The organism is Streptomyces sp. ID05-26A, from assembly GCF_033794685.1.
Classification (GTDB): domain Bacteria; phylum Actinomycetota; class Actinomycetes; order Mycobacteriales; family Pseudonocardiaceae; genus Lentzea.
Window position 1 is genome coordinate 2,373,439 of record NZ_JARAYZ010000001.1, and the last position, 21,691, is coordinate 2,395,129.

Annotated in this window: 22 protein-coding genes and 2 tRNA genes; 14 read left to right on the forward strand and 10 right to left on the reverse strand. The window is 68.1% G+C overall.

Going from position 1 to position 21,691, the window contains the following annotated elements:
• Window positions 1-12 precede the first annotated feature (12 nt).
• The 3 genes from PV646_RS11790 (at window position 13) to PV646_RS11800 (ending at window position 2,316) form a co-directional block, all read left to right on the forward strand.
• Window positions 13-1,956, forward strand: coding sequence for an acetoacetate--CoA ligase (locus PV646_RS11790; protein ID WP_500341451.1), 1,944 nt, complete (start codon window positions 13-15; stop codon window positions 1,954-1,956).
• A 155-nt stretch (window positions 1,957-2,111) separates the two neighbouring features.
• Window positions 2,112-2,201 (forward strand) — tRNA-Ser (locus PV646_RS11795).
• A 42-nt stretch (window positions 2,202-2,243) separates the two neighbouring features.
• Window positions 2,244-2,316, forward strand: a tRNA-Arg gene (locus tag PV646_RS11800).
• A gap of 340 nt (window positions 2,317-2,656) precedes the next feature.
• On the opposite strand, the gene PV646_RS11805 is transcribed toward PV646_RS11800, so the two are convergent.
• Complete coding sequence (locus PV646_RS11805) at window positions 2,657-3,217, reverse strand: RDD family protein (RefSeq protein WP_500341452.1); 561 nt, start codon at window positions 3,215-3,217, stop codon at window positions 2,657-2,659.
• Window positions 3,218-3,343: 126 nt separating this feature from the next.
• Between PV646_RS11805 and PV646_RS11810 the strand changes: the two genes are divergently transcribed.
• Window positions 3,344-3,670: a hypothetical protein gene (locus PV646_RS11810; RefSeq protein WP_143027745.1), complete on the forward strand. Its 327-nt coding sequence runs from the start codon at window positions 3,344-3,346 to the stop codon at window positions 3,668-3,670.
• On the opposite strand, the gene PV646_RS11815 is transcribed toward PV646_RS11810, so the two are convergent.
• Entirely contained in the window at window positions 3,654-4,475 is an 822-nt protein-coding gene (locus PV646_RS11815; RefSeq protein WP_500341453.1) for a serine hydrolase domain-containing protein, read from the reverse strand. The genes PV646_RS11810 and PV646_RS11815 overlap by 17 nt on opposite strands.
• A 23-nt stretch (window positions 4,476-4,498) precedes the next feature.
• Here PV646_RS11815 and PV646_RS11820 point away from each other — a divergent pair, with 23 nt between their 5' ends.
• The gene (locus PV646_RS11820; protein WP_500341454.1) at window positions 4,499-5,410 is read left to right on the forward strand and encodes a ribonuclease Z; all 912 of its coding nucleotides are present in this window, start codon (window positions 4,499-4,501) and stop codon (window positions 5,408-5,410) included.
• Here the strand turns inward: PV646_RS11820 and PV646_RS11825 are convergent.
• A complete protein-coding gene (locus PV646_RS11825; RefSeq protein ID WP_500342367.1) occupies window positions 5,355-6,203 on the reverse strand; it encodes an NAD-dependent epimerase/dehydratase family protein in 849 nt (282 codons plus the stop codon). The two genes, PV646_RS11820 and PV646_RS11825, sit on opposite strands and share 56 nt — an antisense overlap.
• 75 nt (window positions 6,204-6,278) lie before the next feature.
• Between PV646_RS11825 and PV646_RS11830 the strand changes: the two genes are divergently transcribed.
• Window positions 6,279-6,488, forward strand: a complete 210-nt coding sequence (locus PV646_RS11830; protein WP_500341455.1) for a hypothetical protein — start codon at window positions 6,279-6,281, stop codon at window positions 6,486-6,488.
• Window positions 6,489-6,680: 192 nt separating this feature from the next.
• Here PV646_RS11830 and PV646_RS11835 read toward each other — a convergent pair whose 3' ends face one another.
• Window positions 6,681-6,821, reverse strand: a complete 141-nt coding sequence (locus PV646_RS11835; RefSeq protein WP_500341456.1) for a hypothetical protein — start codon at window positions 6,819-6,821, stop codon at window positions 6,681-6,683.
• Between the two features lie 6 nt (window positions 6,822-6,827).
• On the opposite strand from PV646_RS11835, the gene PV646_RS11840 reads away from it, so the two are divergent.
• The gene (locus PV646_RS11840) at window positions 6,828-8,093 is read left to right on the forward strand and encodes a hypothetical protein (RefSeq protein ID WP_500341457.1); all 1,266 of its coding nucleotides are present in this window, start codon (window positions 6,828-6,830) and stop codon (window positions 8,091-8,093) included.
• Window positions 8,094-8,099: 6 nt separating this feature from the next.
• Here PV646_RS11840 and PV646_RS11845 read toward each other — a convergent pair whose 3' ends face one another.
• Window positions 8,100-8,858 carry a hypothetical protein gene (locus PV646_RS11845; RefSeq protein WP_500341458.1) on the reverse strand — a complete coding sequence of 253 codons (759 nt, stop codon included), beginning with the start codon at window positions 8,856-8,858 and terminating at the stop codon, window positions 8,100-8,102.
• A 62-nt stretch (window positions 8,859-8,920) separates the two neighbouring features.
• Here PV646_RS11845 and PV646_RS11850 point away from each other — a divergent pair, with 62 nt between their 5' ends.
• Both PV646_RS11850 and PV646_RS11855 read left to right on the forward strand, forming a co-directional pair.
• A complete protein-coding gene (locus PV646_RS11850; RefSeq protein WP_500341459.1) occupies window positions 8,921-10,126 on the forward strand; it encodes a DNA cytosine methyltransferase in 1,206 nt (401 codons plus the stop codon).
• A 315-nt stretch (window positions 10,127-10,441) separates the two neighbouring features.
• On the forward strand, window positions 10,442-11,647 hold the full coding sequence (locus PV646_RS11855) for a thioester domain-containing protein (protein WP_500341460.1): 1,206 nt from the start codon (window positions 10,442-10,444) through the stop codon (window positions 11,645-11,647).
• Window positions 11,648-11,724: 77 nt separating this feature from the next.
• Here PV646_RS11855 and PV646_RS11860 read toward each other — a convergent pair whose 3' ends face one another.
• Entirely contained in the window at window positions 11,725-13,038 is a 1,314-nt protein-coding gene (locus PV646_RS11860; RefSeq protein WP_500341461.1) for a BNR-4 repeat-containing protein, read from the reverse strand.
• A 187-nt stretch (window positions 13,039-13,225) separates the two neighbouring features.
• Between PV646_RS11860 and PV646_RS11865 the strand changes: the two genes are divergently transcribed.
• The 4 genes from PV646_RS11865 (at window position 13,226) to PV646_RS11880 (ending at window position 15,120) form a co-directional block, all read left to right on the forward strand.
• Complete coding sequence (locus PV646_RS11865; RefSeq protein ID WP_189156458.1) at window positions 13,226-13,396, forward strand: antitoxin; 171 nt, start codon at window positions 13,226-13,228, stop codon at window positions 13,394-13,396.
• An 81-nt stretch (window positions 13,397-13,477) separates the two neighbouring features.
• Window positions 13,478-14,038, forward strand: coding sequence for a putative glycolipid-binding domain-containing protein (locus PV646_RS11870; protein WP_500341462.1), 561 nt, complete (start codon window positions 13,478-13,480; stop codon window positions 14,036-14,038).
• A gap of 83 nt (window positions 14,039-14,121) precedes the next feature.
• Window positions 14,122-14,949 carry a DUF5753 domain-containing protein gene (locus tag PV646_RS11875; RefSeq protein WP_500341463.1) on the forward strand — a complete coding sequence of 276 codons (828 nt, stop codon included), beginning with the start codon at window positions 14,122-14,124 and terminating at the stop codon, window positions 14,947-14,949.
• A 12-nt stretch (window positions 14,950-14,961) separates the two neighbouring features.
• Window positions 14,962-15,120, forward strand: coding sequence for a DUF397 domain-containing protein (locus PV646_RS11880; protein ID WP_500341464.1), 159 nt, complete (start codon window positions 14,962-14,964; stop codon window positions 15,118-15,120).
• On the opposite strand, the gene PV646_RS11885 is transcribed toward PV646_RS11880, so the two are convergent.
• Window positions 15,117-17,231 carry a S9 family peptidase gene (locus PV646_RS11885; protein ID WP_500341465.1) on the reverse strand — a complete coding sequence of 705 codons (2,115 nt, stop codon included), beginning with the start codon at window positions 17,229-17,231 and terminating at the stop codon, window positions 15,117-15,119. The two genes, PV646_RS11880 and PV646_RS11885, sit on opposite strands and share 4 nt — an antisense overlap.
• A gap of 28 nt (window positions 17,232-17,259) precedes the next feature.
• Window positions 17,260-17,859 (reverse strand): DUF4097 family beta strand repeat-containing protein, encoded by a 600-nt coding sequence (locus PV646_RS11890; RefSeq protein WP_500341466.1) that lies wholly within the window; start codon window positions 17,857-17,859, stop codon window positions 17,260-17,262.
• A 188-nt stretch (window positions 17,860-18,047) separates the two neighbouring features.
• Between PV646_RS11890 and PV646_RS11895 the strand changes: the two genes are divergently transcribed.
• Window positions 18,048-18,758, forward strand: coding sequence for a helix-turn-helix domain-containing protein (locus PV646_RS11895; RefSeq protein ID WP_500341467.1), 711 nt, complete (start codon window positions 18,048-18,050; stop codon window positions 18,756-18,758).
• On the opposite strand, the gene PV646_RS11900 is transcribed toward PV646_RS11895, so the two are convergent.
• Together PV646_RS11900 and PV646_RS11905 are read right to left on the reverse strand one after the other, a co-directional pair.
• Complete coding sequence (locus tag PV646_RS11900) at window positions 18,755-19,939, reverse strand: thiolase family protein (RefSeq protein ID WP_500341468.1); 1,185 nt, start codon at window positions 19,937-19,939, stop codon at window positions 18,755-18,757. The two genes, PV646_RS11895 and PV646_RS11900, sit on opposite strands and share 4 nt — an antisense overlap.
• 19 nt (window positions 19,940-19,958) lie before the next feature.
• On the reverse strand, window positions 19,959-21,677 hold the full coding sequence (locus PV646_RS11905) for a hypothetical protein (protein WP_500341469.1): 1,719 nt from the start codon (window positions 21,675-21,677) through the stop codon (window positions 19,959-19,961).
• Window positions 21,678-21,691 lie beyond the last annotated feature (14 nt).

Sequence of the window (21,691 nt, forward strand, 5' to 3'; positions counted from 1 at the left end):
TAGACATGGGGCATGACCGACACCGACGTCGAACTGCTGTGGCGCCCGGACCCCACAAGGGACAACGGGATGACCGCTTTCCGCTCGTGGCTGGCAGACCGCGGGCACGACCTCCCCGACTACGAGTCGCTGTGGGAGTGGTCAGTCTCGGACCTCGAGGGGTTCTGGGGCGCCATTGCTTCGTACTTCGACGTTCGGTTCCACACGCCCTATGAGCGCGTCCTGGGTTCGACGGAGATGCCCGGCGCCGAGTGGTTCCCGGGTTCTTCCCTGAACTACGCCGAGCACGCACTCCGCCGCGGTGACGACGACGACCTCGCCGTGATCTTCCATCGCGAAGACGGCGTCGCCTCTTCTTTGACCTTCGGTGCGCTGCGCACGCGCGTGGCCGCTTTCCGGGCCGCATTGGCCTCTCTGGGCGTCTCGCAGGGCGACCGGGTGGTGGCACTCGTCCCGAACGCCCCCGAGGCCCTCATCGCGTTCCTGGCGGCCGCCTCGCTGGGCGCCACGTGGTCGTCCTGCTCCCCGGACTTCGGCGCCCGCGCCGTGGCCGACCGCTTCACCCAGATCGAGCCCGCGGTGTTCGTCGCGGTCTCCGGCTACGTCTACAACGGACGGTCGTTCGACTGCCGCCCGGTCGTCGAGGAGATCCGCGCGCAACTGCCCGGCCTGCGCGCCACGGTCCTGATCGACTACCTGGACAACGGCTCCTCGCTGCCGGACACCCACTCGTTCGCGGAGTTGGTGAGTTCCTTCGAGGGCGCGGCCCTGGAGTTCACCCCGGTGCCGTTCGACCACCCGCTGTGGGTGCTCTACTCGTCCGGCACCACGGGCCTGCCCAAGGGCATCGTCCAGGGCCACGGCGGCATCGTCCTCGAACACCTCAAGATGCTCGGCCTGCACAGCGACCTCGGCCCGGGCGACCGCTTCTTCTGGTTCACCACCACCGGCTGGATGATGTGGAACTACCTGGTGGGCGCCCTCATGGTCGGCACCACCATCGTCCTGTACGACGGCAGCCCGGCGTACCCGTCGCTGAACACGTTGTGGCACTTGGCCGAACAGCACCGCGTGACCTACTTCGGCACCTCCGCCCCGTACGTCCAGTCGTGCCTCAAGGAAGGCCTCGACCCGTCGTCCCGCCACGACCTGACGGGCCTGCGCGTGGTCGGCTCGACCGGCGCACCCCTGAGCCCGGAAGGCTTCCGCTGGATCGCCTCCGCCGTGGGCAAGGACGTCCAGATCGCCTCGGTCTCCGGCGGCACCGACCTCTGCACCGCCTTCGTGGCAGCCTCCCCGGACCGCCCGGTCTGGCTCGGCGAACTCTCCTGCCGAGCCCTGGGCGCAGCGGTCCACGCTTACGACGAAGCCGGCAACGCTTTGGACGACGCGGTAGGCGAACTGGTCATCACCAAGCCCATGCCGTCCATGCCGGTCTTCTTCTGGGGCGACGAGGACGGCACGAAGCTCCGCGACGCGTACTTCGACACATATCCCGGAATCTGGCGCCACGGCGACTGGATCCGCATCACCCCGAGGGGCTCGGCGGTGATCTACGGCCGCTCCGACTCGACCCTGAACCGAGGCGGCGTCCGCATGGGCACCTCGGAGTTCTACCGCGTCGTCGAGTCCGTAGAGGGCGTCGTCGACTCCCTGGTGATCGACACTTCGGGCGCCACAGAGGGAGAACTCCTCTGCTTCGTGGTGCTCGAAGGGGTTGCTTTGGCCGACGTGGAACCGTTGCTGCGCCGCGAACTGCGAGCCTCACTGTCCCCCCGCCACGTCCCGAACCGCTTCGTCGCCGTCGCCGAGATCCCGCGCACCCTGAACGGCAAGAAGTGCGAGGTCCCGGTCAAGAAGATCCTGGCCGGCATGGACCCGGACCGAGCCGTCAGCAGGGGCGCACTCCGCAATCCCGAGTCCCTGCAACCGTTCCTGGAGATCGCCTCGGAATGATCTAGGTCACTCCGCTCGGCGCGACCAGGCGTTTAACGCCCCTCTCCGGTTGCTGGGACGTGCTCTGACCAGCGCGTTCTGGGGTTTGAGGGGGGCGTTTTGCAACTCGGTTGAGGACGTGTGTAACCTATGTCCCGTGGCCGAGGATGGTCCCGGGAGGCTTCGCCTAGTCTGGTCTATGGCGCCGCACTGCTAATGCGGTTTGGGGTAACCCCCCATCCCGGGTTCAAATCCCGGAGCCTCCGCAAGGCCGAGCCTCTAGGGGATCGGTTATAATTGAATAGCTCGCGCTCGTAGCTCAACGGATAGAGCATCTGACTACGGATCAGAAGGTTGCAGGTTCGAATCCTGCCGAGCGCACAAGCTCAGGGCCCCAGTGGACTTATCCACTGGGGCCCTGATCGCTTTCCGGGCGAGGATGTCCTCCTGGCTCCTTGCTTCGACGTTTACGTCCGGCTGCCGGTCCTGCGCCGCCACGACGCGGAGCACTTCCTCGAAAGCCACGTCGATTCCTGGCACGAGTCGGGCACGTGGCTCTACGCGTCCAAAGGACTTCACCCCGCGGACTGGAGTACGTGATGCTCGCCTTCCCGCGTGACGGCGGGGTCGTGCTGGGAGTGTCGATCGACCACGAGCAGGCCGACGCCATCTTGGAGGCCGAATGGCGGCGTGGAGCAGTGGAAGACCACCTAGCGGATGCTCAGCGCTGTTCGACCGCGTTGAGGCGCAGGAACCCGGCTTCGTGCAGCCGGCGGGTGGCGGCGTCGTCGATGCTGATCCTGCTGAGTGAGCCGACGGCCGCCCCGGCTGCGATGAAGGCGGCGATCAACAAGGGGAACAGCAGGGTGCGCACGATCATGGCCCAGCAGGCCGCGGCGCCGATCCGGCCGCCGTTGTCCACGCGAACGAGGCGGGTTCCCGTGAGCATCGCGCCCAGCGCTCGGCCGTTGCCGAAGAACAGGCCGTAGAAGACCGGCGCGCACGCCAGCAGGCCGAGCATCGTCAGGGTGGTCACGTTGTCGGAGGTCCCGCTGTCGCGGAACGCGAGCACGAACACGACGAAGCCGGTGAACGCGATGAGGAAGTAGGCGACGAAGTCCACGAGCCACGCCAGGAGCCGCTCCAGCACGCCGGCGGTGACGTACAGGGTCCCGTCGTCGAACGTGTCGAGCCGGCTCGCGATCCTCGAGCCGAAGGCGTGTCCCACGTGCTCCTTGGCGACCTCCAGCCGGGTCGGTCGGCTGAAGTCGGTGCCAGTCATGATCCAAAGGTAGCCGACCCGTGCCGTCGGCGATGTGGGTCGATCAACCCGTTGACGTCACCGGAAATCCTGTGCTCGGTGGTGTCGGAAGGTGACGCACGCGGCAGCAAAGGGCAGAGTGGCGGCGTGGAGCAGCGGGAGATCATGCAGCGGGCGCTCGGCGTCCTGACGCTCACCTACGATGGCGCCGGGTCCAACGACTACCTGCGGATGGCGCTCAAGTCGTTGCAGGAGGGCGTGTTCAGCTACGAGGTCAAGGTCGACGGCGAGCTCAACGAGGCTGGTCAGCAGGCCCTCAAGCAGGCCATGGACCAGGTGTTGTCGCAGTTCGGCTGGTTCACGGCGGGGTTGCTCTACGCCTTTCACGGCGTGGCGCAGGCCTACGAGAACGACTACGAGGAAGCCGACGTGCAGGAAGTCCTGCGGCAGCTCGCGATCAGGCTCGCCGACTGACCAGTTCGGCGCGGACGCCGTCGGAGAACGGCGTCCACGCCTCGACCGCCCACGGGCCGAAGCGCAGGTCCGTCAGGGCCACGCAGGCCGCGGAGATCTCCGGGTCGACCCAGAGGAACGTGCCGGACTGCCCGAAGTGACCGAACGTGCGCGCGGAATGGGAAAGGCCCGTCCAGTGCGGTGACTTCGAGTCGCGGATTTCGAAGCCGAGGCCCCAGTCGTTCGGCTTCTGCATTCCGTAACCGGGCAGCACGCCGTTCAAGCCCTCGAAGACGACCGACGTCGCCTCGTTCACCAGCGCGGCCGAGACCAGTCGGGGCGACAGCAGCTCGGCAGCGAAAAGAGCCAGGTCAGCGGCACTGGATTCGGCTCCGGCGCCAGCCGAGCCGGTCAAAGAAGAAGAATTCATCCCCAGAGGTGCGAAAACGGCCTCGTGCAGATAAGTCGCGAACGGCATCTCGCAGGCCTCGCCCACGAAAGCGGCCAGCACGTCGAAACCGGCGTTCGAATAGATCCGCCGCGTGCCGGGGGCGGCCTGCACCTCGGGCTTGTCGAACGCGTACCCGGCGGTGTGCGAGATCAGGTGCCGCACGGTCGAACCGGAAGGACCACAGGGCTGGTCCCACTCGACCGCGCCCTCCTCGACGGCCACCAGCACGGCGTACGAGGTCAGCAGCTTCGTGACGGACGCGAGCGGGAACACGCGCTGCTGATCGCCCAGCGAACCCACGACGGCACCGTCGGCGACTACGGCCACCGCCACGTTCTCGACAGGCCATGACGCCGCTACTTCCACGCTCCGCATAGGACGCACGTTAACGTCAGGGGGTGACAGTCCGGGAACTGATCGTCCTGGGAACGGCCAGCCAGGTCCCGACCCGCCAGCGCAACCACAACGGCTATCTGCTCAGGTGGGACGGCGAGGGCTTGCTGTTCGACCCCGGTGACGGCAGCCAGCGGCAGCTCCTGCGATCGGGTGCCGCTGCGAGCGACATCACCCGGATCTGCATCACCCACTTCCACGGCGACCACTGCCTGGGCGTCCCCGGCATCGTCCAGCGACTCAGCCTGGACCGGGTTCCGCACACCGTCCACGCGCACTACCCGAAGTCGGGCGCCCACTTCTTCGAACGCCTCCGGTACGCGAGCGCCTTCTACGACGCCGCGGACATCAAGGAGGTGCCGGTCACCGGTGACGGCGAGATCGCCAACGGGAAGTTCGGGCGGCTCGAAGCCTTCGAGCTCGACCACGGCATCGACAGCGTCGGCTACCGCCTGACCGAGCCCGACGGCCACCGCATGCTCCCGGAGAAGCTCAAGGAGCACGGCATCCAGGGGCCGCAGGTCCGCGTCCTGCAGACCGAGGGCGAGCTCAACGGCGTGAAGCTGGAGGACGTCAGCGAACCCCGCAAGGGGCAGCGGTTCGCGTTCGTCATGGACACGAGGCTCTGCGACAACGTCTTCGAGCTCGCCGACAACGCCGACATGCTCGTGATCGAGTCGACCTACCTCGCCCGCGACACCAAGCTCGCCGGCGACCACGGCCACCTCACCGCCCAGCAGGCCGCCCGCGTGGCGAAGGACTGCCGGGTCCGCAAGCTCGTGCTGACCCACTTCTCCCAGCGCTACGACGACCCGGCCGAGTTCATGGCCGAGGCCGCCGCCGAGTTCGACGGTGAGATCGTCATCGCGAAGGACCTGGACCGGGTGCCGGTGCCGAAGCGAGCCACTGGTCCCTGACGATCTCCTCCAGCGCCGACGAACGAGGCTCCCAGCCCAGCGCTCGCAGTCGTGAGGCGTCGGCCCGCAGTGATCGAATCTCCCCGGCGTGCGCGGGCTTCCACGTCACGTCGGCGGGCCGGCCGGTCACCTCGGCGACGGCGTCCAGCACGTCCCGGACCGAAGCCGCGGTCGCACCGACGTTGTAGACCGACGACGTGCCCACCTCGCAGGCCTCCAGAGCCACGACGAAGGCCGCGGCGACGTCGCGTACGTGCACGAAGTCGCGCACGGCCGATCCGTCGCCGTAGACCTCCATCCCGGGCACGGTTCCGGCGGCGCACGCCACGGCCCGCGTGATCACCCGACTGGTGTCCGTGTCACCACCTCCAGCGACGTTGAACAAACGGAGAGTGGTCGCCCCGATCCGTCCGGACCGCGCCGTCCACGCCACGAGGTCCTCCGCGGCGACCTTGGAGGCGGCGTAGGGGGAGGAGGGTTCCCGGGCCGACTCCTCGGTCAGCGGAGCGTCCGAAGGCCGGTAGACGGTCCCAGTCGAGGCGAACAGGAATCGTTGCCCCTTAAGAGCATTCAGCAGATTCAGCGTCCCGCCCACGTTGGTCTCGTAGTACGGAAGTGGATCAAGGAACGACTCGCGGACACGGGCCGCGGCGGCCAAGTGGATGACGGCGTCCACATCGGGCGGCTCGAACGGCTCGGAGAGGCGTTGACGGGAAAAAACAGGTTCATGACCATGAACTCGCAGCTCACGCACCACGGCACGGCCTACGTACCCAGTGGCACCGGTCACCATAACTCGCACGAGTTGACCCTAAAGGTCGACGCTCACCGCGCCGATAACACACGAGTGAGTTACCCCCATCGCGCTGTGCACACGAGCATCGCCGGACTTCTGCACGATCACGCCGTGCACGAGTTCAAGCGGCAGGAGTTCCTGCGCAACGTGGCTGAGATCGTGGGAGCCGCGCCCGCAGCCCAGCCCGCCGAGCTGACGGCACCGCTGCCGTCGATCAACCCGAAGCGAAGCTTCCTCAACCGCGTCGACCAGGTCCTCCGGGACGCGGCTCGCTCGCTCTGAGCAGCGAGATCATCGTCTGATCCACTCGCGACCGGGCTTGAGCCGACAGGCCCGTCGCAAGATTCATCCGGCCGTTGCCGGACCGTGCTTCGACACACATACCGGGTGGCTCTACGCTACGCGTCACCCGGCGATCGCCGGTCACGTCCTCCGCTTCTCTTAAGCGAGTTTTCGGCGATGAATCATGTCCTCTCAGCGCTCAACGAGCGCCTCGGCAAGTTGTTCGGTGACCGGCTCGTAGTTCTGGCCGGTGGTACCCGTCTGGCGAAGCGCGCGCATGAGCTCCATGCGCTCGGCGCTCGCCATACGCTCGTGCTCGATACCGACGATCACGCGCCGTTGCATGATTCCCAGATCGCCCGCTGGGTGTCGCTGGGCATCAAGGGCAGCCTCGTCGCCGTCGAGCAGCGCCGTCTCGGCAAGCTGCTGACCAAGCCGGGCGCCGAGGTCAAGGCGATCCTGGGCGAGTTCGACGCGGACCGCGAAGCCGTCGTGATCAGCACGCCCTACAACGAGATCCCCTCGTTCGAGGGCCGTCCGGTGATCAACGCGCGTGAGCACGACTGGGTCGCGCTGGAGAACAAGACCACCATCGACGCGCTCTGGGACGAGCTCAGCGCCCGCCGTGCGCCCGCGATGGTGTTCGACCTCGACTTCGAACGCCTCTGGGGCGCCTCGGAGATCCTGGACCGCGGCGCGGGCGTCGTCTGGTCCGGTGACGGCCCGGCGATCAACGGCGGTGCCAACTTCGTGCGCCGCGTGCGGTCGTACGAGGAGGCCAAGGAAGCGTTCGACGTGCTGGCGCCCAAGTGCGACCAGGTCCGCGTCATGCCGTTCCTCGAAGGCATCCCGGTCAGCGTGCACGGCATCGTCTTCCCGGACGGCACCGCGGTGCTCCGTCCGATCGAGATGGTCGTGCCGCGCCGCCAGGGCCAGGCCAAGTTCCTCTACGCGGGCTGCGCGTCGTTCTACGACCCGCCCGTGTGGATCCGCGACGAGATGCGCAACCTGGCCCGCCGCGTCGGCGAGCACCTGCGTGAGACCGTCGGCTACCGCGGCACGTTCACGCTCGACGGCATCGCGACCGAGGACGGCTTCCTGCCGACCGAGATCAACACCCGCTACGGCGGCGCGATGGTGTGCTTCGAGGACGCCGTCCCGACGCTGCCGCTCGCGCTGGTCCAGGTCGCCCTCGTGGCGGGCTGGGACCTGGACGTCTCCTCGATGGAGTTCGAGGAGCTCGTCCTGCAGGCGGCGGACAACCACCGCGCCGGTGCCGTGGGCGCCAACGTGCGGGCCGTGCAGCCGACCGAGGTCGACGAGCGCCGCGTGATCTTCACCGGCTGGGCCTGCCGCCTCGCGCACACCGACGAGGCCGCGCACGCCACGCTGAGGCTGAGCCCGTCGCCGATCGGCGGCCGGCTGGACCTCGACCTGCACCGCGAGAACATGCCCGTGGGCGCTCCGGTGGCCGCGCTGACGGTCGCCGCGTTCGCGCTGGCGGACCAGGAGTGGGGGACGGGCCTCGGTGCCCTCGAACCCGCCATCGCGGTCGAGGACGAGGTCCAGGTCGAGCAGGCCATCGAAGAGGCCGTGACCGCGTAGGAACGCTTACCAGGCGCCCTCATCGCCGTACGCGGAGATGAGGGCGAACCGGTAGCCCATCAGGGCGGCGGCGACCTCGCGCGGCTGGTGCACCGGCCGCACGAGCCCCTCGCCCAGCACCTTCGGCAGGTCCACGCCCAGTAACTCGGGTGAGTCCTTCAGCAGCGCCACCGCGATTTCGGCGGCGTCCGCGAGCATCTCCTCGCCCGGCAGTTCGATCATGTCGTTGATCAGCCCGCCGACGAACGACGGCAGCTTCTCCGGCACCGCGCAGGCCAGCGCGACCAGGCACGCGACCCGTTCGGACGCGAGCGCCTCGAAGATCTTCGGCGCACCCTGGGCGACGGCGTGCCGGGTCTGCGTCAGCCAGTCCGGAGCGGTCCGCGGCAGCTCCCGGCCGAGGGCGTTCCACCTGCGGTGCGTGCGCCGGCCCTCCTCGGTGAACCCCTTGCCCGCCAACGCCATGGCGGCCAGCAGGAAGATCACCCTGTCCCGCACGTCGCCCGCGACCTTGTAGGACGCTCCCAGTTCCACCAGGAACGGCACGACGCAGAACGAGGCCTCGGACACCGTGTCGTCGGTGAGGACCCGCTCAGCGAGCTGTGAGAGCGCGGCCTGCCGCACGTCCTCGCCGGGGTCCATCAGGGAGCGCAGCAGACGGGGCACGCGACCGGCGCCACCCCGGCCGTCGTAGACCTCGGTCCAGGAAATCCTGTCGAGTCCGCGCAACGGGTCAGGCCGTTGCCAGGCGCGCGGCAGCTCCATAGGCGGGAAAGGTACGGGATGTCAGGGAAAGGTCCTCGGCGCCTCGCCCGTACGATCTCGCCGTGTCCTTCTCGGTGGCCGACATCTTCTCGGGTGCGGGCGGCATGAGCTACGGCTTCCACGCCCACCGCGACTTCCGGGTCGTCGGTGCCGCCGACGCGCAGATCGGCAAGCCGAGCTCGAAGCTGGGTTCGTTGCGCTGCAACGACACCTACCGCGTGAACATCGGCGTCGACCCGCTGGAGGTCGACCTCGGCAAGGTCTCGCCGTCGGCGTTGCGCGAGGTCTGGGGCCTCAAGCGCGGCGAACTCGACGTCCTGCTCGCGTGCCCGCCGTGTTCGGGCTTCAGCCGCATCACCTCGCAGAACCACCTGCGCGACGACCCGCGGAACTCGCTGGTCGGCCGGATCGCGGTGTACGCGCAGGAGCTGCGGCCGAAGGTCGTGCTGATGGAGAACGCCCGCGAGCTCGTCAAGGGCAAGCAGCGCCACCACTTCGACAGCCTCGCCGAGGAACTCACCCGAATCGGGTACTCCGTCTGGGGTGGCACGCACATGCTGTCCCGGTTCGGCCTGCCGCAGCTGCGCGAACGGACGTTGATGGTGGCGGTCGACGGCGGGTTGCCGCTGCTCACGCTGGACGACCTGTGGGCGGGCCGGGTGATCCGCCCGTCCGCGATCACGGTCCGGCGCGCGATCGGCAAGCTGCCCGTCGTCGCGGCCGGCGTCTCGGACCTGGAAGACCCCATTCACGTCTCACCGACCTTTTCCCAGGACCGCAGTCTCGAAAGAATGCGTGCGATTCCCGCGAACGGCGGATCGTGGGCCGACCTGCTCCGGACACCGGAGACCGCCGAGTTGTTGAATCCGGCACAACGCAAGATCGTCGAAGAGCAGAACTGGGGTTCGCACCCCGACGTCTACGGCCGGATGTGGTGGGACGAACCGGCCCGGACGATCAAGCGCGAATGCGGCCACGTCGGCAACGGGCGTTATGCGCACCCCGTCCAGCACCGCCTGTGCACGGTCCGCGAGATGGCACTGCTGCAAGGGTTCCCGCGCCAGTTCCGCTTCGACGTCTCGATCCTCGGAAACGCGTACCGGCACGTGGGCGACGCCGTTCCGCCGCTGATCGCCTACCAGTTGGCCGGGCTGACCAGGTGGATTCTCACCGGTGACCGCCCGGAGGCCAGGGAGATGTGCCTGCGCGGCACCTCACTGCGTCCCGGCGACATTCGTCCGGCAGAAGTTACCGAAATGGTGGCCTAGGTCGCTGAACCGACCGCAGTGATCATCCGTAGCGAAACGTCGCGATTGATAACTGTTCGGCAACAGATTTAACGTCACCTGACGGAATGAATGCATCGCAGGCCTATCCACTGTGGACACCCTGAGTATGTTTCCGCTGCTCACGCACAGTGGGTGATGGGTTCCTTACCTCACTCATACGTGTGTCACCCCATCGGCTAACGTCCCGCTCGCTTCCTGTCGGTTCAGTGTCGATGACGACGTGCCGACCGTCCCGACGGATGACTGACTTTCCCGCCGCGTTCGGGCCTAACTTCAGTGAGCAAGAGGAGACCCATGGCTTCCCGGTTCAGGATCGGCACGGCGCTGCTCGGCGCCTCCGCCATCCTCGCGTTGTCGGCCCTTCCGGCCCACGCTGACATCAAGATCACTCCGGACCGCGGTGGCCAGGAGCAGGGCCACAACGTGTGGCTCAAGGACGGCGACAAGGCCCAGAAGCAGGACACCTGGGTCATCAAGCTCCGCATCGAGGACGACGAGAACCGCACCAACGTCCTCGCGTACTGCGTCGAGCTGCCGACCCCGCTCGAGGACGGCGACGTCCTCAAGGAGGTGCCGTGGGACAAGCACCCCAACCCGAACACCAAGTTCAAGGGTGAGAACCCCGGCAAGGTCCTCTGGATCCTGAACCGGTCCTACCCGAACAAGTCGGTCGACGAGATCAAGAAGACGTTCGGCATCGACAAGCTCGACAAGCAGGACGTCATCGCCGCCACGCAGGCCGCGCTCTGGCACTTCTCCGACGACGCCAAGCTCGACGTCGACAACAAGAAGAACGACGCCGAGGTCGTGGCGCTGTACAAGAAGTTCGTCGCCGAGGCCAAGGTCGAGGAGGCGCCGAAGCCGACGCTGACCATCGACCCGGAGTCGAAGTCGGGCAAGCCGGGCGAGAAGATCGGCCCGTTCAAGGTCACGACCACGGCCAACGAGATCAAGCTGACCGCGAACCTGCCCGAGGGTGTCACCATCGTCGACGCCCAGGGCAACCCGCTCGAGGTCAAGCAGAAGGCTGACGGCATCACCGTCAAGGGCGTCGAGAAGATCTCCGAGTTCTTCGTGAACGTCCCGGCGAACGCGAAGGACGGCCAGGCCGACTTCAAGCTCTCCGCCGAGGCCGAGATCGCGCTGGGCCGCCTGTTCGTCGCCCACAACAAGGACTCGAAGAACGTCGCGCAGTCCCTCGTGATCGCCCAGCCGCAGAAGGCCAAGGTCGAGAAGCTCGGCAAGGCCGACTGGAAGGTCGGCGTCGTGCCGACCACCACGACCACGACGACGACCACCACCACGACGACCACCACGGCGCCGGAGACCACTCCGTCGACCACCTCCTCCACCCCGGCCAACCCGGCTCCGGGTGGCGGCGAGGACGACCTGGCTTCGACCGGTGCGTCCATCCTGTGGCCGCTGCTCGGCGGTCTGGTCCTCGTCGGCGCCGGTGTCGGTGCGCTGTTCGTGGTCCGTCGCAAGAAGGCCGGCGCCTGATCTGAGGTAGCCAGCCCCCAGACGAACGCCCCCTGGTTCCGCGCCGGAGCAGGGGGCGTTTGCCATTTCCGAAGGGTTTACCGGCGGCTCAGACCAGCCACGTAGATGTCCCCGTCGGCGATCGCGACGTCCCGGTTGGACGAGGCACCGGAGAAGATCGCGCGGGCCGGGTCGCGGAAGTTGTCCACGATCTCGACGCGCTGCACCGGCTTGGCCGTCGGGATGACGGTCTCCGGCGACCAGAAACGACCCAGCCGCACCAGGTACGTGTTCACGTTCGGCTTGCCGTCCTCGGTGGCGTAGACGCGCCACGTGAACAGGTCGACCTTCTCGACCTCACGGGTGCGCAGGCCCCGTGCGACCTCCTTGGTCTCCCAGCTGCGACCGTTCCAGACGGACAGGAAGTTGTGCAGCGGGCCACCGGCCTCGTCGCCCATGAACCACAACAGGAACGGCTGCCCGAGGGTCGTGCCCACCTGCTGGATGTAGTCGGGCGACTTCACGTTGTTCGGCAGGGTCAGCGGGGTCTCCGCGACCTTCAGGTGCTTCTCCTGGTCGGCGTCGTCGATCTGGGTGCCCAGGTCCTTGCCGGCCGCCGAGTAGAAGTGCCGGTTCTGCGGGTCGAACCACGTGTAGTAGATGTTGCGGTGGTAGCGGTCGTGCTTGTTGCCCTCGGGACCACCGCCGGCGAGCGTGTAGACGATCCGCACGCGGCCGTTGTCCTCCTGGCGGAGCTGACCGATGTAGATCTCGTTCATGTTGTCCGCGCGGGCGGTCGAGCCGATCGCGAAGCGGTCCCCGGTCAGGTCCGTGGAGGTCTTCCACGTCTTGCCGTTGTCCTTGGACACCACGTAGAGCATCGGGCGCGTGTCCGTCGGCGTCGTGCCGTCGAGGTCACGCGTCGTCTCGCGGTAGAACACGTAGATCGTGCCGTCGCGCGTGACGAACGGCATCGGGTACGTGGCCGCGTTCTTCGAGATCAGCGTTTCTTCCCAGACGCCGTCGGCCGAGTTCGGCTTGGGCGAGCGGGACATGCGCAACTCGATGTTGTGCATGCCGCGGAAGATGAGCAGGTGCCCGTCCTTGGCCTGGACCATGGTCGGGTAGTTGTGCGCGTCCGACGCACCGTCCGCGATCCGGTTGGGTGCGGACCAAGTGGACTTGCGGTGGTCGTACGACTGGACGTAGCTGTCCTCGTACTGGCCGGCCCACGAGATGAACGTCTTGTTCACCTTCTTGTCGTAGACCCCTCCAGCGACCGGACGCCGATCGCTGCGGGCCGCGACGCTCGTGGCCGTGGTCGTCACCGTGAACTTCGCTTTCCCCTGAACGTCGGCCGTGGCGTTGGCCGAGGAGACCGCGACGAGCGGCAACAGCAGTACTGCGGACATAACTCCACGCAGGAGTCGTGTCATCGAGCATCCTCCTGGTTCTGACCGCGAAGGCGGCCGACCAGGCGGCGGTAGCGACATCCTCGTTTCACAGAGCCGACTTGTCCAGGCGCAGTTAGCGTGATCGCGGACTATCACCACGCGGGCCCTACTCGGGTACCCTGCGTCAGGGACGAAGGAGCATCACATGAACTTCGACGAGATCAAGAACAAGGCCCTGGACCTCGCTGAGCAGAACCACGAGAAGGTCGACCAGGGCGTGGACGCCGCGGCGGACTTCATCGCAGGCAAGTTCGGTCACGAACAGCAGGTCGACTCGGTCGCCGAGAAGATCAAGGACATCCTTCCAGGTGGATGAGTGAACTCCTTCAACGCCACTGACGCTGGGCGGGTCACCTCCTCCGGAGAGACCCGCTCTCCTTCTGCCCGCAGGCCGGACATGATCACCTGGCAGGGCATCCACGAGCCGCGGCTGGAGCAGGTCCGCCTGCTCCTGTCGAGCGACCAACGCCTCCGCGCGTCCGGCCGTCTCGTCGCCGCCGGCCCCGACGAGCAGTTCAACGCCTCCTTCGAGGTGTCCGTGGGCGAGAGCGGCCAGGTCAACCGGCTGCTGCTGCGCACGGCCACCGTCCTCGAAGAGCGCCAGTGCTCCCTGTCGAGGACCGAGGACGGCGCCTGGCTGGTGGACCACGGCCAGGGCAGCAAGCGCGAGACGTTCAACGACGCCCTCGACGTCGACGTCCAGTTCGCCGTGCTGTTCAACGCCATCCCGATCCGGCGGTTGGGTTTGCACCGTGAACCGGGCGAGCACGCGCTGCCCGTCGTCCGCGTGTCCCTGCCCGACCTGTCGGTCAAGGCCGTCACCCAGACCTACAAGACCGTCTCGGTCGGCGACGAGGTCTCGGTGGTGCGGTTCAAGAGCGGCGGGTTCGAGCAGAACATCAAGGTCGACCCCAACGGCCTCGTCGTCGAGTACCCGCTGATCTCGAAGCGGATTTAGAAGCGCTCCAAGAAGTACTTCCTTCGTGGCGAGTCGGGGCCGAACGATGGAAGAGCCGGGGCCGGTGGTTCTAGCTTCCGACCATGCCGAAACGATTTTCGAGCGTGGTCGGCCGCTCGTTCGGTGATGGCGTCCGCGACGTCATCCAGTCCACCGGGATGACGCAGCGGCGGATCGCCGAGTTGCTCGACTGGGAAGAGGCCAAGGTCTCCGACCTGGTCAAGGGCAAGGGCGGCGTCACAGAGGTCGAAGTGGCGATGCTCCTCGGCCTCTGCACGGTGAAGCCGGACGAAGCCCGCCGCCTGCTCGCGCTCTTCAGGGAGACCCGCGAGAAGGGATACCTGGAGTTCAACGACGGCGTGCCCAAGCAGCTGACCACGTTGATCGACCAGGAGCGGCTCGCCAACAAGGTCTTCGTGTGGGCGATGGACCTCATCCCAGGCCTCCTCCAACTCGAGCAGTACTGCGCCGAGGTCGTGCGCGCCGTTCCGAAGATCTCGGCCGAACAGGTTGCCGAGATCGTGGCCGCCAAGGCTGGGCGGAAGACGGTCTTCCACCGGAGCCGTGAGTTCGTCTTCTACATCCACGAACAGGCCTTGCGGCTGCAAGTCGGTAGCGCCGAGTTGATGGTCGAGCAGCTGAACGAACTCCTTCGCATGTCCATCCGGCCCTATGTCAGCGTGAGGGTCGTTCCGCTCGCGATCGGCGTACACGCCGGACTCGCAGGTTCGTTCACCAGGCTCGGTTACGAGAAGTTCGAGCCGGTGGTCTACCTGGAAAGCCACAACTCCAACCTGTTTCTCGAGGACAAGGGCTCGATCACCGCCTACGACGAGGTGTTGGAGGCGCTCGCCGCCCAGGCCTTGGATGAGGAACAATCGAGGGAGTTGATCACCAGCTTGCTTGCGTGAGGAGACGGGCACATGACGACCTGGCGGAAGAGCAGCTACAGCGGTACTTCGAGCGACTGCGTCGAGGTCGGTCGTGGTGTCGGCATCCGGGACAGCAAGGCGCCGACCACGCACCTGCCCGTGTCGGACAAGGCGTGGTCGGCGTTTCTGGCCGAGGTGAAAGCCGGCTAGAGCATCTCGCCCAGCACCTCGGGGTCGATCAGGATCGGCGCGGGCCGGTAGGCAGGCGGCTCGACCCCCATCAGCGCGCGCACCAGGAAGTCCCAGGCCTTCGTCCGCACGAACGCCATTCGGTCGAGGAACAGGTGCTCGGACCCCGGCACGATCACCAGCTCGAACTCCTTGCCGGCCGTGATCAACGCGTCCGCGAGCCGCAGCGAGTGGTCCGGGTGCACGGTGTCGTCCAACTCGCCGTGCACCAGCAACAGCTTGCCCTGCAACCGGTCCGCGAGCTCGACGTTCGAGGCGCGCTCCCAGGCTGACGGGTTGTCGGCGCCGTCGACGTTCTCGGCCCAGCCCAGTCCGATGCACCGGGCGTCGTGCGAGCCGGACAGCGCGACGCCTGCCCTGTAGGTCTCCGGGAAGGCGAGCATCGCCCGTCCGGCAGCGAATCCGCCGCCCGAGTGGCCCATGACGCCGACTCGGTCGAGGTCCATCCACGGCCGTGACTCGGCCAACTGGTGCAGTGCGGCAACGTGGTCTTCGAGGTTGCCCGCGTCCGCCAACCGGCCGTACGACGCGTCGAGGAAGGCCTTCGAACGGCCCGGCGTGCCGCGTCCGTCGATCGCCACCACCACGAAACCGAGTGCTGCCAACGGTTCCGCGTCGAGGCCCATGCCGCCGGGGTCGAAGCACGGGTCGACCCTCGTGACCTGCGGTCCGGGGTACACGCTGTCCACCACGGCATAGCTGCCGGACGGGTCGAAGTCGCGCGGCTTGTAGAGCACGCCGTAGATGTCCGTGGTGCCGTCGGCCGCCTTGACGCAAAAGCGTTCCGGAGCGGTCCAGCCCGTGGCGAGCAGGCGGCTGATGTCGGCGGTCTCCAGCGACACCAGCACTTCGCCGTCCCACGAACGCACGGTCGTCACCGGCGGCATGTCCACAGTGGACGCGGAGTCGACGAAGTACGTCCCGTCGGGGGAGGCCGTGACGTCGTGGTCCAGCGAGTCGTCCGTGACGACCTCGAACCCGCTGCCGTCCAGGCCGACCCGGCACACCGTGCGTCGATACGGGTCGTCCGCGACCAGTCCGCTGGCCGTGAACGAGACGAGACGTCTCGTCTCGTCGACGTGCAGCACCTCGCGGACCAGCCAGGAGCCCGAGGTGACCTGGCCGAGCAGTGCGCCGGTGTGCAGGTCGTAGCGGTAGAGGTGGCCCCAGCCGTCGCGCTGTGAGAACCACAGGACCTCGTCGGCGAGCACCCGGACGAGGGGCGTGCCGTACATGAACTGGTTGGGGCCGACGCGGGTGGAGTCCGTCTCGCTCACCACGACGCGGACCTCGCCGGATGAGACGTCCATTCGGTTCAGCACAAGGGTGTGCTGGTCGCGGGGGCGGGACAGGAAGTAGACGGCCGTGCTGTCGTCGGACCACCACGCCCAGCCCGCCGTGATCGGCGAGAACTCCGGCATGAGCAGGGGATCGCAGGCAGCGAACACCGTCGTGCCCGCCTCCACGTCGAACACGACCAGTTCGGCCAGGGGCATGTCCGCGTCGCCGGGGTAGGCGTAGTGCTGGGTGTGCGTGACCGGGGCGCCGCCACCGGCCGGGCGTGACTCGATCAGGTGCGTCCTGCGGACGTTGCGCTGGTCGGTGCGGTGGGCGAGGAGCTTGGACGAGTCCGGGGACCACGCCAGGGCCGGTGGCATGTGCGGGAGGCCGAACTTGCGCATCAGCGTGCCGTAGCTCATGGCGTCCGGGCCGTAGCCGTAACCGTGGCCCTCGACGCCGTCGGACGTGAGCGCCCATTCCTCCTCGCCCGAGCGGGCCCACAGGTCGTGGCCTCGGCGGGACGCGGCGATCTTGCCGTCCGGCGAAGGCACTTCCAGCGGGTTGCCGGGGGTCGGCAGGAACGGCGTCGGGTCGAAGTCCGGGGTGCGGGTGCCCGCGGCCGGGTCGACGACTACGAACTGGCGTTCCGCGCCGTCGCGGATCTGGTACCAGAAGCGGCGGCCGTCCTCGATCCACTGTGGACGGACTTTGTCACCGACGACGAGTTCGCCGGGGGCCGCCGGGCGGCGGAGGAGTTGTTCTGCGGCTTGGTAGTTGGCGTCGGTGATCACGAAAGCTCCCCGGTGAGTGAGTGTGCGGTCAGAGGCTGCGGGCGGTGATGTCGCCGTACGACGTGGTGGCGCGGATGGTGATCGCGGTCGTGCCGTCGTTGCGCAGCGAGTTGGTGACGCGGCCGTGTGCGGTGCCGGCGTCGAGGGCGGCCGAGAGGCCGGAGGCGACGGTGATGTCGCCCTTCTGCGTGGTGATCTCGGCGGAACCGTTGAGGCGGCCGATGGTGACGTCGCCGGCCTGCGTCGAGACGTGGACGTTCGCGGCTTCGTCGATCTTGACGTCGCTCTGCGCGGCCTCGAAGGCGATGTCGCCGAGCCGGCCGACGCCGCGGAACTCGGCGCTGGCGGCCTTCGCCTCGACGCGGGAACCGGCGGGCAACTGGACGGTGATCTCGACCGACCCGGAGGAGCCGAGGATCTTGTTGCCGGTCTCGGTCGTGACGCGCAGGACGCCGTCGGCGAAGGCGACCCGGATCTTCTCGGCGGCCTTCACGTCGCGGCTCTGCGAGGCGTTGGCCGGCAGGACCTCGACGGCGGTGTCGGCGCGGTCGGCGGCGATGAACTGGACTCGGCCGGCGGGGATGTCGAGGACGGCGGCGATGGGGGCGGGGGTGGCGAAGGTCTGCATCTCGGGCTCCTGTGGCTCGTTGTTTCTGATGTGCGAAAAGCTACGTTGCGTTTCCGGATCTCGCCAACAACTTCGTTGCGACGAGAACGCTTTAAAGCAGCTCAGAAGCCCAAGATCGTTGCAACCGGATGTAGAGCTAATGCAACGCGCGTTGCAATGAGATGTCGATGAACGCTATGGTGGGACGCATGCCAGGAGGTCGACTCACCCAGCAGGAACGCCGCCAGATCGCCCTCGGCCTCGCCGACGGCCTCGCGTACGCGGAGATCGCGAGGAGCCTCGACCGGCCGACCTCGACGATCACGCGCGAGGTGCTGCGCAACGGAGGTCCGGCCGGTTACAAGGCCGACATCGCCCAGCTCACCACCGAACGCCGCGCCCAGCGCCGCAAGCAGGCCGCGCCGCGCAGGCAGGTCCCGGAACGGGCCGACGGACGCGACCCGGAGGCGGTGCGGGAGTTCGAGGAGGTGTTCTCGGGGATCTTCATCGGCCAGGGGCTGCCGAAGATGACGGCGAGGGCGCTCGCGAGCCTCTACGCCACCGACTCCGGCAGCCTGACCGCGTCAGAACTGGTGGGACATCTGCAGGTCAGTCCGGCATCGGTCTCGAAAGCCATGGCCTACCTGGAAAGTCAGGGTCTCATCGGCCGCGAGCGCGACGAACGCCGCCGCGAGCGCTACGTCGTCGACGACGGGGACATCTGGTACCAGTCGATGATCGCGAGCGCCGCCGGCACGACGACGCTCGCCGAGGCCGCGCGCCAGGGCGTCAGCAGCCTCGGCCCCGGCACCCCCGCGGCCGTCCGGCTGGAGAACATCGCGCGGTTCCTCGACTTCGTCAGCGAGAGCATCGTGCGCGCGGCCGAGCAGGCGCGCGACATCCTGCACTCCAAGCGTTAGACGCGCACCGCCACGGCCACACCCTGGCCCACACCGACGCACGCCGCCGCGATGCCGACGCCGCCACCCCGAGCCCGCAGGTGGCGGCACAGGTCGACGATCACGCGCGGCATCGAGGCGCCGAGCGGGTGTCCGTAGGCGATCGCGCCGCCGTGGACGTTGACCTTCTCCTTGTCGATGTCGGGAAGGTGGTGCACGACGGACAACGCCATCGCGGCGAAGGCCTCGTTGATCTCCCACAGGTCGACCTGATCGGCCTCGAGGTGCAGGCGCTTCAACAACTTCCGGATCGCCGACACGGGCGCGATCGTGAACCGGTGCGGTTCTTCGCCGGTGGTCGCCGATCCCAGCACCTCACCCAGCGGCTCGACGCCCAACTCCGACGCGATCGCTTCCGTGCCGAGCAACGCGGCGAGAGCGCCGTCGTTCAACGGTGACGCGTTGCCGGCCGTCACCGAGCCGTTCTCCGAGAACGCGGGCTTCAGCTTGGACAGCTTCTCGACGCTGGTGTCCGCGCGGACGTTCTCGTCGCGCCGGATCGCGGTGCCGTCCGGCAGTTGCACGGGGAACGCGAACCCCTCGTGCACGCCCGCGTCCCAGGCCGCCGCGGCCCGCCGGTGCGAGCGCAGCGCGAAGTTGTCCATCTGCTCGCGGGTGATTCCCAGCTCCACGGCCACGTTCTCGGCGGCCAGCCCCAACGGAGTCGTGTAGTGCTTGGGCATGCGCGGGTTCACGAGCCGCCAGCCCAGTGCCGTCGACACGGTCTCCAGGCGGTCCGGGAAGGCCTTGTCCGGACGGGCCGTCACGAACGGCGCCCGCGACATCCCCTCGACACCACCGGCGATGATCAGGTCGGCATCCCCGGTGATCAACGCACGGGCACCCTGGATGATCGACTCGCCGCCGGACGCGCACAGCCGGTTCAGCGTCACGCCCGGCACGGAGACCGGCAGTCCCGCCAGCAACGCGGCCATGCGGGCGACGTTGCGGTTGTCCTCGCCGGCGCCGTTCGCGTCACCCAGCAGCACGTCGTCGATGCGCGCCAGGTCGAGCGACGGGTAGCGGCGCAGCAGGTCGACGATGGGCAGCGCCGCGAGGTCGTCCACCCGGATGCCGGAAAGACCTCCCCGGTACTTCCCGAACGGCGTGCGGGCGGCGTCGATGATCAGTGCGCGGGCCATGAGACCCATCTTGGAGCAATCACGGCTTGAGCAAAAAGGGAACGTAACCCGTTTCGGGATGCACCTCTGAATCGGTGCTGAAGGCCTTCACCTCGACGGCGTGCGGTCCGGCGGTCAGCGCGGCGGTGTTGAGTGAAATCCGCCACCGGCCTGCCGCGGCGGGTCCGTCGGCCGTGGTGGGGACGGTCGCGACGTGGTTGCCGTCGAGCCTGATCTCGAACCCCGCGAGGCCCGCCACGGACGCGTCGAGGGCGTTGATCCGCACCTCCAGGACCACGCGGCCCCGGTTGAAGGCGGCGCCGTTCTCGATGGGCTGGCCACCGGCGTCGAGGACCTCGGGGATCGGGTCGGCGAGGGCCGGCTTCGCGTCCACCAGCGGGTCGGCGGTCTCGCGCTGGGTGATGCTCTTGGGGCCGGTCAGCTCGACGTCGGTGTGGGTGACCTGGACGCGTTCCAGGGTGACCAGCTGGACGTTCAGGTTGTCGGTGAAGGCCTCCCGCGGCAGGTCGGCGACGGCCGGGTACTCCGCACCGGGCTTCCACGGCTCACCCTCGACGGCAGGCCTGAGGGGCACCTGGATGCCGTTGACCTTCACGGCGGTGATGGGTTCGCTCTCGCGCGAGGGGATCATCGCGATGCGCAGCTGACCTGCGGTGACGTCCGCGAGGGGGTGGGCGCTGGTGCTGGCCGGGCCGTCCACGCGCACCTGCGGCGTCGGGCCGGTGCTCGGGGCGTCGGCCTTGGCCGTGCGGTAGCCGATCAGGTCGACGCCGGCGCGGATCCGGTCACCCGCCAGGGCCGCGACGCCCACCAGCGCCGTCGCCTCGCGCCACTGCGGTACGAACGGCGAGGTCGCGAGGACGTCGCCGTCGCGCACGACCTGGACTCCGGCGGCGGTCAGCACGACCTCCCAGCGCACCGTCACGCCCGGCACCGCGGCGGGGACGGGTTTGACCGCGGTGCCGTTCGGGACGAGCTCGAGGATCGAGTTGCCGGCGTTGTCGGTGGAGACCGTGGCGCGGATCGTGTTCGGCGGCACCGGTTCGCCCTGCACGCTGACCGGGCCCGGCACGAGGTCGAGCAGCAGCTTGCCGCCGGTGCTCGGGGCGTCGGTCTCGACCACGAGCCGACTCTCGTCGTCGCCGCGGACGAACGGTGTGCGCGACCTCAGCGTCACCGCGCGCGTGCCGCAGCTGCTGCTGATGATCAGGCGGTCGTGGTCGTCCTCGTCGCCCGAGGTGGCGCGGGCGCAGTCGGTGCGCTTGGAGAGCCTCCACCGCTGCAGGTCGGGCTCGGCGGGGGCGTCGAAGCGGTCGACGAACGTGTACGGCGCGTTGTCGGCGCGTGGGGTCGCCTTGGTCGTGACGGGCTGCGAGCGCTGGCCGAACGAGTCGACGGCGCGGATGTCGATCTGCTGCTCGCGCTCGTTCTCCAGGCCGTTGAGCTGGGTGCCGGGACGCGTGACGAGCCGGACCTTCGCGCCCCAGCGCACCTCGTACGCGGGTGCGTCGCCCGACCAGTTGAGCTGGATCTTGTGGTGGCCGGCGCGCGCGACGATGCCGGTGGGCTTCGCCGGTCGACTCGTCGGGCCCGGCACCAGGAGCTGTTCCGCCGTGTACGCCTTGAGCTTCGTCGGTGGCGGGGGAGCCGTGGGCAGGTCGCTCCCGCCGGTGTCGCGCAGCACGATCACGCCCGCCACCAGCGCGAGTCCCGCGACTACGAGGACGACCCGCTTCATAGCGGTCACGCTAG

Excerpts from the sequence above, each read along its gene's own strand:
- PV646_RS11790 (WP_500341451.1), top strand. The coding sequence starts at position 13 with ATGACCGACACCGACGTCGAACTGCTGTGGCGCCCGGACCCCACAAGG.
- PV646_RS11805 (WP_500341452.1), bottom strand. The coding sequence starts at position 3,217 with ATGACTGGCACCGACTTCAGCCGACCGACCCGGCTGGAGGTCGCCAAG.
- PV646_RS11815 (WP_500341453.1), bottom strand. The coding sequence starts at position 4,475 with ATGCGGAGCGTGGAAGTAGCGGCGTCATGGCCTGTCGAGAACGTGGCG.
- PV646_RS11825 (WP_500342367.1), bottom strand. The coding sequence starts at position 6,203 with ATGGTGACCGGTGCCACTGGGTACGTAGGCCGTGCCGTGGTGCGTGAG.
- PV646_RS11845 (WP_500341458.1), bottom strand. The coding sequence starts at position 8,858 with ATGGAGCTGCCGCGCGCCTGGCAACGGCCTGACCCGTTGCGCGGACTC.
- PV646_RS11855 (WP_500341460.1), top strand. The coding sequence starts at position 10,442 with ATGGCTTCCCGGTTCAGGATCGGCACGGCGCTGCTCGGCGCCTCCGCC.
- PV646_RS11860 (WP_500341461.1), bottom strand. The coding sequence starts at position 13,038 with ATGTCCGCAGTACTGCTGTTGCCGCTCGTCGCGGTCTCCTCGGCCAAC.
- PV646_RS11865 (WP_189156458.1), top strand. The coding sequence starts at position 13,226 with ATGAACTTCGACGAGATCAAGAACAAGGCCCTGGACCTCGCTGAGCAG.
- PV646_RS11870 (WP_500341462.1), top strand. The coding sequence starts at position 13,478 with ATGATCACCTGGCAGGGCATCCACGAGCCGCGGCTGGAGCAGGTCCGC.
- PV646_RS11875 (WP_500341463.1), top strand. The coding sequence starts at position 14,122 with ATGCCGAAACGATTTTCGAGCGTGGTCGGCCGCTCGTTCGGTGATGGC.
- PV646_RS11880 (WP_500341464.1), top strand. The coding sequence starts at position 14,962 with ATGACGACCTGGCGGAAGAGCAGCTACAGCGGTACTTCGAGCGACTGC.
- PV646_RS11890 (WP_500341466.1), bottom strand. The coding sequence starts at position 17,859 with ATGCAGACCTTCGCCACCCCCGCCCCCATCGCCGCCGTCCTCGACATC.
- PV646_RS11895 (WP_500341467.1), top strand. The coding sequence starts at position 18,048 with ATGCCAGGAGGTCGACTCACCCAGCAGGAACGCCGCCAGATCGCCCTC.
- PV646_RS11900 (WP_500341468.1), bottom strand. The coding sequence starts at position 19,939 with ATGGCCCGCGCACTGATCATCGACGCCGCCCGCACGCCGTTCGGGAAG.
- PV646_RS11905 (WP_500341469.1), bottom strand. The coding sequence starts at position 21,677 with ATGAAGCGGGTCGTCCTCGTAGTCGCGGGACTCGCGCTGGTGGCGGGC.